We start from the raw sequence: 12749 nt of genomic DNA on the forward strand, positions 1-12749 counted from the left end.
GATCAGCCGCCGGGGCAGCCATGGCCACCGCTGATCGGGATGCATTGGGTGATCCGAGGTGCTGGTTCCTGGTCAGCCGGCGTCCAGCCGATCAACGGTGCCGTAGCCACACTTCCCGCGATCGAGACAGCAAGGTAGACCAGCGCCATACCCGCCAGCGACCAGACGAAGTGGCGCGTCCAATACTGATCGCGGACGAGCCGGGCGAGCAGCACCCCAGCTACCGGTGCCAGGTTGAGCAGCAGTGCCGCGGTCAGGATGGTGTCGGTGGTCGCGCCGAACGCCTGTGCCGCCGCGTGCGTCGCCATATAGGGCGACGAAGTACGTCTCATCAAGCCAACGATGAGCAGGAACGGCACGCCGTAGAGCCAGGCGAAGAGCAGCACGCCGAATCCGACGCGCTTCATCGGACACCTTGCCAGACCGCGCCGGCCACAGCCACAACAACAACACCGCCCAACGCCGACAGGGTGCCGGTGAGGATCGAAGAGGGTACTAGGCGCGCGAGTAGACCGGTGACCACCAGCGTGCTGACCAGGAGACCCGCGAGGATCGGCCCGCCGAGGATCACCATCAGACCGATTTCCTCTTGCGGTGTCAGACAGCTGAACATCGCCGAGCAGTCCCGGTTCGGTGCAGCCGGTACGCCTGACCAGCCGACGAAAATCGCGGTGATCACCGTGGCGTACCAGCCAAGCGCGACGAGAACGCTCAACCCGAACGACGCTCGGCGCGTCGCATCCACTCCATCCATGTCCAAGAATCTGCCACGCCTTCGGGACCCGGCCTATCCGTTCTCGTCTTCTGGATACCCGACCGTCGAGGCAAGTCCGGCGGCGTCACCAGCCCTTCTCACCGCACGTCCTGATCTGCCGCAGACCGGGTGCTGTGTGCAGTCACGGTCGTCTGGCGCGTACGTCGCGTGCGAGTAGCCGAGAGGAGGGCGGGAGCTTCGGTGATGGCCGCCCTCGTGAGAACCGAAGGCCTGTCGGACTCCCACAGCGGCATGGTGTTCGGCGGTCAGCCCATCACCATCGCCGACCCTACGGCGCCGTCCCTTGACGCCATGTCTCCGCGAGCAAGAGGCACTCGCCGGGGCGGGGCGGCGGAGGGTCACGCACCGCTCGTCACGTGAGGGGCATGGGTGGTATGTCATCCTCGGCCCGCTGCCGGGTGTTGGATCGCCTCGCTGGGGGTATCCGGCGCGGATGGCACGAGCTCCGAGCCCGGAGGACATCTACGACAGCGCCCGCGTCGAGGGCGAACGGCGGCTGTCGATGAGCGCCCTGGAACAGGCATCCACCGGCTTCATCGCCGGGGTCACGATCGTGTTCGGGATCGTCGCGTTGGGCATGACCCGCGAGCTGGTGGCCCCCACCTACGCCTCCGGGGTCGGGCAGTTGGTTGGGGCGGTGGCATTCGGCATCGGCTTGGTCTTCGTCGTGATCGGGCGCACCGAGCTGTTCACCGAGAACTTCTTCGACCCGGTCGCCGCGGCGCTTGCCCGCAGGCGGCTCGCGGCCGTCTGGCAGCTGGCCCGGCTGTGGATCCTGGTGTTACTCCTCAACCTCGTGGGCGGCGCGGTGATGGCCGCCGTGTTCTCCGTCGAGGGGACCCTGCCATCTGGCGCCCACCACACTCTCGCTCTCGTGGCAGAGGAGATCGCCGCCAGGGAGGGCTTCGCCACCGTCACTAGGGGCATCGCCGCCGGTACGCTGCTCACCCTGCTGTCCTACCTGCTGCACGCGGTCGGCTCCGCCGGCAGCCGCATCGCCCTGGCGTGGTTGGTGGGGTTCTTCCTCGCCCTCGGGCCGTTCGACCACGTGGTGGTCTCCGGGCTGCACCTACTGTTCGGCGTCTGGCTCGGCGCCCACGTCTCCTACGTTGATCTGGGCCTCAACCTCCTCCTTGCCGGCACCGGCAACCTGCTCGGCGGCCTGCTGCTGATGACGCTGACGCACGCTGTGCAGGTTAGGGGCAGCTGACCAGCCCGCTTCCAGCGACGCTCGGTGGGCTCACGACCACTGCGCCCCCCGGTGGGGAGGACAGCGCGCCCGCGCTCATCGGCAGGGCCATCCTTCTGACGGTTGACCGGTGCGGCGTCCGGGCCGGGTCGTACGGAATCGGTGTCGACCTGCGGCATGGCGCACTCCTGACCGAGGTCGAGCGACTTACCGCCGAATTCGTACGCCACTTCAACTATGAGGAGGAGCAACTGATTCGCCTGTGAACCTCCAGCCGACAGGTGCTGTCGGCGTATGGGTCAACGTCCGCAACCGGGGTACGGCGACGAACGTGCACAGTCGTGCGTTCGTGGCAGGCGCGACTGCTTGTCTGCGGGAACCATGGGCTCGGGATGTCGCGGGATGGGGAGATCGTGTCTGGCGCTGCGGCGACGGTTGCGCTCATCGCAGTTGACCGGCGATACGGCGCAATCCAACCCGGATGCGCGGATCGCCGAGTTCGGGAAGCAGTGCGGCGATGTGCTCGGCGGCGAGGGCGGCGAGTAGCACGTGTGCGGCATGGTCGGGGTCGGGTGAGCCGTCCAGCAGGATCGCCACGTGCCGGTGCCAGAATCGGTAGGCGCCGATCCGGTACCGCGCGCCGGGGGTGGCGGTCTCCGACATGCGCACCAGGTCCAGGTGCGCCAGTAGGTAGTCCAGGTAGGCGTCGACGAACGCGGTGAGTCGTTCGGCCGAGGGCGCCCCGGGTCCAAGTGGCGGCGGCCCATACAGGATGGCCTCCTGCAGTACCCGCTCGCGCGTGTCGAGCAACGCGACGGCCAGCCCTGACTTGTCGCCGAAGCGACGGAACAACGTGCCCTTGCCCACCCCGGCGGTGGCGGCGATCTGGTCCAAGGAGACCGCGGCCACGCCGTGCTCGGCGAAGAGTCGGGCGGCCGCGTCAAGGATTGCTGTCCGGTTGCGTGCTGCGTCGGCGCGTTCCTTGGGCGGCGGGGTGCGGAGCAGTTCCAGGGGAGTTGCAGAACCGGACCGTGGTCCGCTACTGTTGGCATCCATAACCGGACTATAGTCCGATCCACTTGGAGGTAGCGACCATGACTGCACTGATCACGCGTGACGAGCTCAAGGCGGCGATCGACGCCGGGACCGTCACCCTTGTCGACGCGCTGGGCGGCGAGTACCACGCCAAGCAGCACCTGCCCGGCGCCCTTGCCCTGACCCCCGCCGAGGTGGACGCCCGCGCGCCGGCCCTGCTGCCGGACCGCGCCGCCGCGATCGTCACGTACTGCTCCAACCCGGCCTGTCCCAACAGCGGACAGGTCGCCGACCGGCTCATCGCCCTCGGCTACACCAACGTCCGCAAGTATCGGGAGGGGATCGAGGACTGGACGGTTGCCGGCCTGCCCACCGAATCCCACTGAGGCTGGGCCAGAGCCGTTTGCCGCCCGAGGCGGCTGAGCAGCAATGCCAGCCGCCTCGGGCGGTCCTTGCCGAGCTGCCTCCTGCCGCGCGTCAGTGCCGAGAATCCCGTCCAGGCCTGTAGCTTCACGGCCGGCTGGGATGTCCAGCATCAGACGCGCACCAGCTGCTCGCCGACGTCGTCGGGCAGGTGCAGCGCCACCGGGCACCGGCCGCGACCCCCGCCGCGCCACCTCACCGCGGCGCTCGGTCCACCACTGCCGCTCCACCTCGCGGGCCACCTTCACCGCCTCGGTCAACGCATCCGCCGTCGACAGTCGCACCCGAACGTTGATCAGACGGATGTCGACCACTACAAGCCCAGATCACAGACTTTCCAGCGCCGTACCAGGTGTCAACCTTGCCGCCGCCCGAGAACGCCAGCCTCAGCGCCCCAGCACCGAGCCGCCGTTGACTCCGATCACCTGCCCGGTGACGTACCCCGCGCCCGGGCTGACCAGATAGCGGACGGCGCCCGCGATGTCGTTGGGCAGCCCGGCGCGGCCGACCAACGTCTGCGTCACCAGGCGGGCGTGCCTCTCGGCGGTCATCCCGTCGCCGAAGAACTCGGTATCGGCGACGTAGCCCGGGGCGACCACGTTGACCGTCACCCCGTCGGGGCCCAGCTGCGCGGCCAGGTCGTACGCCCAGCCGTGCAGCGCCGCCTTCGCCGCCGAGTACGGCCCGCCGCCACCGCGCTGCGCGGCGATCGAGCTGAACAGGATCACCCGGCCGCCCGGGCGGCGTAGCGCCGGCCGCAGCGCCTCGGTCAGCAGCACGGCGGTGAGCACGTTCGTTTCCAGGTTGACCCGCCACACGTCGGCGAGCCCGGCGAGCGTGGCGGTGTCCCCGCCCAGGACTCCGCCGGCGTTGTTCACCACCGCGTCTACCGGACGGTCGCCGATCCGGACCATCAGGGCGGCCACCTGCTCAGGATCCGCGAGGTCGGCCACCGCCGCCGTCACGGCGCCCGGCCGCCCGAGCTGCACGCCGATCTTCTCGGCGGTTCGCGCGAGCACGTCCTCGCGCCGCCCGACGATCAGTACGTCGAAACCGTCCTCCGCCAGTGCCTGCGCGGTGGCCGCGCCGATGCCGGTGCCGCCACCGCTGATAACCGCGAATCGTTCATCACCCATTGTGTTTCGGCTACCCCGCCGCTTCCACACCTAACCTCAGGTGTGAGCGGGCCTACAGCCCAGACCGCTGCGCACCGCGACCGCGGTCGCCCTCTACTGGTGGATCGCGGAGGGCTCCGCCGCGCTGGGTACCACGCTGGGGCACGTGGAGATCCTGCTGCGTTACGCCCTGCAGGTGGCGTTGGTATCGGTGAGGCGGACCGCGTCGCCGACGCGGATGGCGCCCGGGCGTACCACCCAGGCGTTGAGGGCCGCGGGAGTCGCTGCGCAGGCGGCGGAAGACGTCGAGGTTTTGATGGCCGGTGTCGGGGTCGATGGTGGTGACGTTGCATCGCATACGCAGGGAGTGCAGCCCGATCACAGCGTCGCCGATGATCAGTGCGTGGCCGGCCACCCCCGTGGAACACCGTCGGCGCTGGTGCTTGCCGGCAGGGTGAGCCCCGGCCGGGTTGTCCCGGTCAGCGGACCTCGGGGGCCTCGGACGTGCACGAGGCGGTCACCTTGCAGGCCATCGGTGGTGACGGCTGCTTGCCTGAGTTGCCCTCCTGCCAGGGACTTGACCGGATAGCGCCACAGCGCCGCGACGTGCATGAGAACTCCTACGGCTTGGAGGACCTGCCGGGCGGGCCGCTGTGCCCAGCGCAGCGGCAGGATGGTGTCGCGTTCGGAGGCGGGGCGGGCACCGTGGCTGCCCTGCCTCGTCGCGCCACTCGTACCGGAAGCGGACGGCGATCCGGTCGGCGGTAGAGGCCCACACGCTCTTACGAAGGCGTAGTCGCGTCGCCGGCCCATTTACGGTGAGAAAGGAGACGATCTGCCCACGGCCGGTGAGGAACTCGTCGCGGTTGCGCCACTGCGAGTTCGGTGTCTAGGCGGCTGCGACACGTTCGGGGTCGCGGCTGTTCCAGGCGTCTTCGGCGGCTTGGACCTTGGCCCGTGGCCCCGGCCTCGTCGAAGGGCGGCAGCGGCGGGCGAAGAGCTGCGGCAGCCGGCCTGGGGCTACTCCCGTCGTGGTCTCGTTCATGCGGTCAAAGCGGGAAGTCGATGTCGACGGCGGCGGCCTTGTTGAGGTAGTTGGTCAGTACGTTGAGGGCGACATGGCCGATGACCTCGGTGATCTCCTCATCGCTGGCTCCTGCGGCGCGCACGAGGTCCAGGTCGTGGGCGCTGACGCTGCCGCGCGGTGTTGATCTACCGATCCTGCGCGTCGAGGATGAATCACTGGGTGCCCTGCGAGCCCGGCAGTGAAGCTAGTCGAAACTGGCGGAATGCAGATGAATGAACGCGGGGCACGCGTTCGGGAGGTTCGCCGCCGACTCGCGCAGGACGGTCCGCCGTGGACGCGACCTCACGAGCGAGACTTCGAAACGGTCACAATGCCGGAGCGGGACTGCGATCTGCTTCGAGATCTGTTGATCTCGGAGGGGGCTGAGACGGTTGTCGAGGTCGGGCTCGCGTACGCCAGTTCTGCCCTCGCAGTCGGGGAGGCGCTGGTCACGGTCAACCGACCGCGTCCCCGGCACATCATCATCGATCCCTTTCAGGACCACGCGTATTCCAATGTTGGCTGGGATTTACTGGGCGCTGCGGGACTGGACTCGATCGCCAGGCTCGTGCGCGCGTGGTCGTCCATCGCGCTCCCCGAACTTGTCACCGAAGGTCTCGTCGCCGACGCGGCGTTTGTGGATGGTAGTCACCGTTTCCACGAGGTCTTCGTGGACCTGTACTTCTTGCGCAAGATCGTCCGGCCGGGCGGGCTGATCGTGATGGATGACGACTGGACACCCTCGGTGCGCACCGCAGTCCGCTACTACGAGCAGAACCTGGGTTGGACGGCGATTCCTGACGCCTTCGCTGGCGGAACCCTCCGAAACATTGGCGACGACCAAACAGCCGAGATGGTGCCCCGCTGTCGCGCCCTCCGGCTTCCCGACTCCTTGGTCGAGCCGCCGTTCGAGCAGTTTCACCGGTTCTGACCCGACTTAGGATCTACCGAATGCGTTAGGTTGACCTGGACAACGTTTGTCTACCCAACATGCCGGACGCCAGGTCAGTGCCGCCACATGTCCGTCCCACGTGGACGCGACAGTTGTCCCACCGTCCTGACCCCGACCCCCGCCCAGTCCGGCGGTCGAGTCAGTGCCGCCCGTCCGACCAATACCGAGATCCTCGACGACGAACGCGACAGAGAGACAGCCGCCGGCAGCAGTGCGACGGGCAGCGGTGACACGAACGCCTCGGTGTGGTGGGTGGGCGAGGACGCCGACACTGGCGGCGTGGACGGGTCACGGACAGCCCCGGCCTCCGACTCGCTGCGGCACGGCAGCTCTGCGCCGGGGAGAGTTGCTGGACGGCGAACATTCTCGCCGTCCAGCAACGAGGTCCCGGTTCTCGGGAACGGCGGACGGATCAGAGGGTTACCACCCTGCCGCCGAGGGTGACGACGAGGCGGCCGTCCGAGGCGAAGGACCAGCCCAGAGAGCCGGTGTAGTTCGCGCAGCGGGTGCCGTTCGCGCCGTTCCAGAACTGGTTGGAGCCGTCGGCGTCGCCGACGATCCGGTCTCTCGAGCCGCTGTTGCACGAGGTGTTGTTGCGGAACACCGAGGAGCCGGCGTCGAAGTTGAAGTTACGCTCCTCGTTGTTGGTGCCGAGATTGTTGGAGATCTGCATCGAGCCGTTGTTGCGGTTGTAGGTGAAACCGTGCTTGCCGTTGTCGTGGGCGATGTTGCGCCGGATGACGTGGTTGACCCCGATGTCCTCGCCGCCGAGTTTGTAGCCGTTGCGGTCGCCGTTGCCGGCTTGACCGCCGTTGCTGAGGGTGCCGTTCTCGTAGGCCAGGGAGTCCTCGATGGTCACCGCGCCGATCGGGCCGGTGTCCGTCTTGGTGAACAGGTCGTAGCCGTCGTCGATGTTGTTGTGGGCCACGGTGTAGCGGAACACGTTGCCAGGACCGACGGTGAGTTTCGGGGCGAAGCCGTCGGCGTCCTCACCGTCGGAGTCGACATTGTCGTGTGACTCCGTACTCAGGATGAGGTTGTGGGACGGCCACTGGTCCCGTGGGGCGCCAGCTGCCAGCCGCGAGAGCTGTAGCCCCGAGTCGCGGTTGAACCGCGTGATCACGCGCTCGATGATGTTGTTGTTGCCGGCGAGGAGGATCCCGTTGTCACCGGCACGTTCGACGACGAGGCCGTAGATGTGCCAGTAGTTCCCGCCCACGACGAGCCCGCGGTTCGCCGGATCCTCGCTCTGGGCGGAGAAGTTGAGAATCGGGATTTCACCGGGGTAGGCGAACAACTTCTTCCGGGCGCTTGAGGTGCCGCTGTTGCCCTGCGCGATCGTGATCGTCCGCGAGTAGTGGTAGGTGCCGCCGCGCATGTAGATAGCCCCCCCGGCGGCGACACGGGTGATCGCCGAGGTGAGGGTCGTCGGGTTCGACTCGGTTCCGGCTGCGCTGTCGCTACCGTTCGGCGCCACATACAGCGCGCCACTGGGCGGGGGCGTGGTCGGCGGTGCCGAGGTCGGCGGAGGCGTGGTCGGCGGAGGCGTGGTCGGCGGAGGCGTGGTCGGCGGTGCCGAGGTGGAACTGTCCACCACAACGTCGTCGAAGCGGGCGCTGGCGTACTCGGTAAACACGGCGATCCGCCCGCTGCTGTTCATCGCGTTGGTGCCCGACGCGACCTGAGTGCCGTTGACGAAGCCACGCAACGTGCTGCCGCTGGCCTCGATGCGCAGCGTGTACCAGGTGCCGGTGGTCACGCTCAGCGACGCTGATCCGACGACCGTGATCGAACTACCGTTCATCGCCTGCAGCTCCACCCGGTTGGCGTTGATCAGCGCCAACCGGTACATCTTGGTCGATCCGCTGGCCCGGGCCGCCAGAGCCACCACCCGGTTCGAGCCGTTGAACGACAGCGGTTTGACCCGAGCCTGCACCGCGTAGTCGCTCCACCCGGAGTTGCCGTTGAGAAGCCGGGCGCGGCTGCTGGCGGTGTCGGACTGCTGGAGGACCTGCGAGCCGTCGGACACCACGGACCAACTGCCGCCAGACTTCGACCAACCGCTGGTGCTGCCGTTCTCGAAGTCGGCCGAGAACAGCGGCGCCGCCTGTGCGGTGACGGCAACGCCGAGCGCAAGGACGACCGCGGCCAGCGCGGTGCTGGTCGCCGCGACAAGTGCGGCTCTTGTACGTTTCATGGGGTGCTACCTCCTGGGTGAGCCAGGCAACGGTGAGGACGACAGCTGCCCGGGGACGGGGCGGTTCGGGTTACCAGGACTTGGGCGTGTCGCCTGTCCCGGTGGTCGGCCGTAGTGGTCATCGGTTTCGGAGCGTGGTTGTCACCTCGCAAAAATCTCGGGGAGTCCGCCACTTGACGCGCCGGGGCGGCTGCCGGCTGGCGGCTGGCGATGCTGGCCTGCGGCCCGGCGTGCTGCCGGAGCATGGCGGGGATCTCCGTGCGGCCGGGTGAAGGAGTAGAAGCTGCTGGGGTTGAACGCCGAGCCCCTCGACCTCACCCGGCCGGAGGCCCAGGAACTGTTGGTCACAATCCCCCACGTCGCCGGCGAGGTTTCGGCCTCGTACCTGGTGGAGGCGCCGTGAGCGGTGGACGGCGAAAGTACGACGAGTGCGCTGGCCATCAGGCTTACAGGCGCGATGAGAGGTTTCCAGTGCTCCTGGTATCCCTGCGGCAGGGGCCTGGCGGTGGCCGTCACTGGACGGCATTGCTGTTCGTGGCACGGCAGCCAGCGGCTACGGCACTGCGGATCGCCGCCACCAGCGCCGAGCTGAATGGGCGCCACAGGATATGCCCTCCGACGTGCGGTGAGAGTGGGACTTCTGGGTGTGAGCAGTGGAGCCTGGCCAGGAAAGCGTGTTCCCAGGCCAGGAACAAGATTCGATCGAGAATTTTGCATCTGTCGAACCAGTCCCCCGGTGTTTGTTATCCCCGGCCGCGCCGGGCGTCAACGAAGCGGGGACGCCCATCACGCAGCGGGCGAAACCACCAACGCAGGGGTCGCCGGCCCGGTTCTGGCCGCAACGGCCGAAGCGACACACCGGCGTGTCAGCAAGACGATCGCCTGGAAAGGGTGCTCATGAGGAAAGCTCTGATCACCGCCGCCCGCGCCGGCGACGAACAAGCCGTGGCGGCCGTGGTCGCCGAGGCCATGCCGCTGGTCTACAACCTGGTGGGCAAGGCATTGAGCGGCAGCCCGGACACCGACGATGTGGTCCAGGAGACAATGCTGCGCGTCGTGCGGGGCATCAGCGGGCTCAAGGACCCTGACCGCTTCCGTGCCTGGGTCATCTCGATCGCCTACCGACAGATACAGGACCGCGGCCGGTCGGTCCGGGCGGCGACCGCGCTCGGCCCGCTGACCGCCGACGTCTCGGACTTGCCGGACCCGTCCGGCGACCTCGCCGACTCCACACTGTTTCGACTGCACCTGGCGAGTGAGCGCCGCGAGGCGTACGAGGCCAGCCGCTGGCTCAGCCCCGAAGACCAGCGTGTCCTGACGCTGTGGTGGCAGGAGGTCGCCGGCACGCTGAGCCGCGCCGAGTTGTCCAGGCAGCTAAATCTCAATCCCGCCCACGCGGCTGTCCGCGTGCAGCGCGTCAAGGCACAACTGACGCTCGCCCGTACCCTGCTGCGTGCCTGGCGGGCGAGCCCACGCTGCGACGGCCTGACCGTGGCAGCGAAACGCCTGGCCGGGCCGTCCAGCCCGCGCTGGCTGAGCCGGCTGGGCCGGCACGTGCGCGGATGCGAACGGTGCCGGGCCCACGAACGGGAAATGATCCCCGCCGAACTCCTGCTGTCCGGCGCCAACCTGGCGCCCGCCCTCGCCGCGTTGGCCGTATCGACCGGCGCGACCGGTGCTCTCGGTGGCGTAGCGGCACCGCTGGTGGACCTGCTCCAACGGACCGGCCGCTACCTGCTGGCGAAACTCGTTCCGGTAGGCGGCCTGGTCGCCGCAAGCGCCGCCACCGTCTTCGTCGCCGCCGTCCACCACACGCCGGACACCAGCAACGGCGAGGGGATCGCGGCGCCGCCGGCCGCAACCGCCCCGAGTTCGTCCCGGACCGCTACCCCCGCCGTCGCACCGTCCGCCGTCGCCCCAACCGCCGGCACTCCGGCCCCCGAAGTGGCCGGCGGCTTTCACGGCGTCAACACCGCCACCTACTTCGTGGCTCCCGACGGCAGCGACGACAACCCCGGCGGGCTCGACCGGCCGTTCGCCACGGTGACCAAGGCGGTGAGCGTGGTCCGCCCCGGCGAGACGATAGCCCTGCGTGGCGGCCGATACCGGCCCACGCGCCCGGTCGAGATCACGACCAGCGGCACCGCCGAGCAGCGGATCATCATCAGTAACTACCGGAGCGAGCGCCCTGTCATCGACGCCTCCGGCCTGCCGGACAAGGCGTCGTTCGTCACGCAGCGAGCCAGCTACTGGGTGGTACAGGGCTTGGAGATCAGCCGGGCACCCGGCCACGCCTACCTCTGCCGGTCCTGCCGGCACAACGTGTTCCGGGCGCTGTCCCTGCACGACAACGGCGGGACGGCCCTGCTGCTACGGGACAACGGGACCGTAGGGAACATCGTCGTCGACAGCGACTTCTTCCACAACCGAGACCCCGACACCCACGGCGAGACCGGCGACGGGCTCGGCATCGAGTACGGATCAGGCGCCGGCAATGTGGTTCGCGGCTGCAGGTTCTACGAGAACGCCGACGACGGCATGGGGCTACACGAGTTCACGGGGGCGGTGCGGATCGAGCGGTCCTGGTCGTTCGGCAACGGTGTGAACCGCTGGGGCCTGGAGCCGTTCGACGGCGACGGCTACGGTTTCAAGCTCGGCGGCGGCGACCCGGCACCCGCCGTCAACCACAGCATCACCGACAGCGCGGCGTGGGACAACGCCGGCTACGGATTCACCGAGAGCAGCAACGCCGGTGCGCTGACGGTCCGCGGCAACACCTCCTTCCGAAACGGCGAGGCCGGCTTCGCCTTCGAACTGTCCGCGGCGCTGCTGCGCAACAACCTCGCGATCGACAACGGCGACGACGCGCGGATTGGCCGACGCGTGAACGCGGCCGACAACTCGTGGGACCAGCCCGGCTGGAGCGCGGCGGCACTGGTCACCGCGAATCCGGCCTCGGCACTGGCACCGCGGGCACGGAACGGCGCCCTACCCCGGACAATCTTCCTGACCAACACCAGGGACGAACGCATCGGCGCCGCCATGAACCCTGGCCGCTAGGCAGCTGAGCCCAGGGACTTTCGACCCTGGTCGCCGGAAATCTTCGCCCGCTGTCGGCAGCGGCGCCACGTGACACCTTCGACGAAGATCGATCGGGGTTGCGGATCGGCCACGCGCGACCGCGCGCGGGTCGACCGCCCCGGGGCCGGCGGCTGGCCAGGCCCCGGGGCGGTGGTTCAGTAGCCGTATCGGTTCTTGAGGTGGCGCCACCAGTCGCGGAGCATCCAGGCGTCGAACTCGGTAATCGAGCTGGAGCTGCCGGCCTTCATGATGAACCCGCCGACGCCGCTGGGGGTCCAGTCGTAGAAGTCGTCGAGGCCGAAGGTGTGGCCGATCTCGTGCAGCAGGATGGTCATGTTCTCGGCATTGACATTGGCCATGTAGTACTCGCGGCCCATTCGTTGGCCCCAGTCACCGCCGGCGCCGCCGCCAAAACCGTCGGTCAGCCACAGCGACTGGTCGTAGTGCCGGCTGGCGCCGCCGGGGCAGTTGGGGTACTGGCCGTTCTGGTTGAAGAACCGCCCGCAGGCCTCGGAGCACTGCGGAGCGTTCTCCCGGATGTTGTTGACGTAGATGTCGACCGAGTTGTCGGACCACTGCAACTGGCTGCGGTCGCGCACCGCCCAGCCGACAACCTTGATCGGCACGTTGTCGTAGGGCCAGCCGTTGTGGCCAACCATGACGTCCATCCACTTCTTGTACTGCCGGGCGAGCGTGACATGGATCTGGTCGCGTTGGGCGGCAGTGACGGTGGCGCTGGAGTCCCACCGGACACAGAAGTTGAGGTAACCCCGGTTGGCCATGACCTGATCCCAGCCGTAGTTCCGGAACCCGTACAGGTTGCCGTTGTTGTAGGTCTGCTCCACGTGCTGCCACACCTGGTTGAGCGGGGTCACCAGATGGGCCGGCGGGTTCCAGCCGCTGGTGGGCGGCGGCG

The 12749-nt window shown here is 68.4% G+C and carries 9 protein-coding genes and 2 pseudogenes; 4 read left to right on the top strand and 7 right to left on the bottom strand.

The window, feature by feature from the left end; all coding sequences use genetic code 11:
• Nucleotides 1–2: 2 nt before the first annotated feature.
• Together E1193_RS06575 and E1193_RS06580 are read right to left on the bottom strand one after the other, a co-directional pair.
• On the bottom strand, nt 3–407 hold the full coding sequence (locus tag E1193_RS06575) for a hypothetical protein (RefSeq protein ID WP_132181245.1): 405 nt from the start codon (nt 405–407) through the stop codon (nt 3–5).
• Nucleotides 404–754, bottom strand: a complete 351-nt coding sequence (locus E1193_RS06580; RefSeq protein ID WP_132181247.1) for a hypothetical protein — start codon at nt 752–754, stop codon at nt 404–406. Before E1193_RS06580 ends, E1193_RS06575 begins: the two co-directional genes overlap by 4 nt.
• A gap of 454 nt (nt 755–1208) precedes the next feature.
• On the opposite strand from E1193_RS06580, the gene E1193_RS06585 reads away from it, so the two are divergent.
• A complete protein-coding gene (locus E1193_RS06585) occupies nt 1209–1985 on the top strand; it encodes a formate/nitrite transporter family protein (protein ID WP_132181249.1) in 777 nt (258 codons plus the stop codon).
• A 420-nt stretch (nt 1986–2405) separates the two neighbouring features.
• Here the strand turns inward: E1193_RS06585 and E1193_RS06590 are convergent, their stop codons facing one another.
• On the bottom strand, nt 2406–3020 hold the full coding sequence (locus E1193_RS06590) for a TetR/AcrR family transcriptional regulator (protein WP_207922597.1): 615 nt from the start codon (nt 3018–3020) through the stop codon (nt 2406–2408).
• A 38-nt stretch (nt 3021–3058) separates the two neighbouring features.
• On the opposite strand from E1193_RS06590, the gene E1193_RS06595 reads away from it, so the two are divergent.
• Nucleotides 3059–3385 carry a rhodanese-like domain-containing protein gene (locus tag E1193_RS06595; protein ID WP_132181251.1) on the top strand — a complete coding sequence of 109 codons (327 nt, stop codon included), beginning with the start codon at nt 3059–3061 and terminating at the stop codon, nt 3383–3385.
• Nucleotides 3386–3808: 423 nt separating this feature from the next.
• Here the strand turns inward: E1193_RS06595 and E1193_RS06600 are convergent, their stop codons facing one another.
• Nucleotides 3809–4558, bottom strand: a complete 750-nt coding sequence (locus E1193_RS06600) for an SDR family oxidoreductase (RefSeq protein WP_132181253.1) — start codon at nt 4556–4558, stop codon at nt 3809–3811.
• Nucleotides 4559–5054: 496 nt separating this feature from the next.
• Nucleotides 5055–5582, bottom strand: a pseudogene (locus E1193_RS06610) (DUF1348 family protein).
• A 244-nt stretch (nt 5583–5826) separates the two neighbouring features.
• Here E1193_RS06610 and E1193_RS06615 point away from each other — a divergent pair.
• Nucleotides 5827–6534 (top strand): class I SAM-dependent methyltransferase, encoded by a 708-nt coding sequence (locus E1193_RS06615; protein WP_132181257.1) that lies wholly within the window; start codon nt 5827–5829, stop codon nt 6532–6534.
• A gap of 433 nt (nt 6535–6967) precedes the next feature.
• On the opposite strand, the gene E1193_RS06620 is transcribed toward E1193_RS06615, so the two are convergent.
• On the bottom strand, nt 6968–8752 hold the full coding sequence (locus tag E1193_RS06620; protein WP_132181259.1) for a family 16 glycoside hydrolase: 1785 nt from the start codon (nt 8750–8752) through the stop codon (nt 6968–6970).
• 897 nt (nt 8753–9649) lie between these two features.
• Between E1193_RS06620 and E1193_RS06625 the strand changes: the two genes are divergently transcribed.
• Nucleotides 9650–11812, top strand: a complete 2163-nt coding sequence (locus tag E1193_RS06625) for a sigma-70 family RNA polymerase sigma factor (protein WP_132181261.1) — start codon at nt 9650–9652, stop codon at nt 11810–11812.
• Between the two features lie 176 nt (nt 11813–11988).
• Here E1193_RS06625 and E1193_RS06630 read toward each other — a convergent pair.
• Nucleotides 11989–12749 (bottom strand): annotated as a pseudogene (locus E1193_RS06630) (cellulose-binding protein); the annotation flags it as partial.

It is taken from the genome of Micromonospora sp. KC606, from assembly GCF_004348675.1.
GTDB lineage: Bacteria > Actinomycetota > Actinomycetes > Mycobacteriales > Micromonosporaceae > Micromonospora.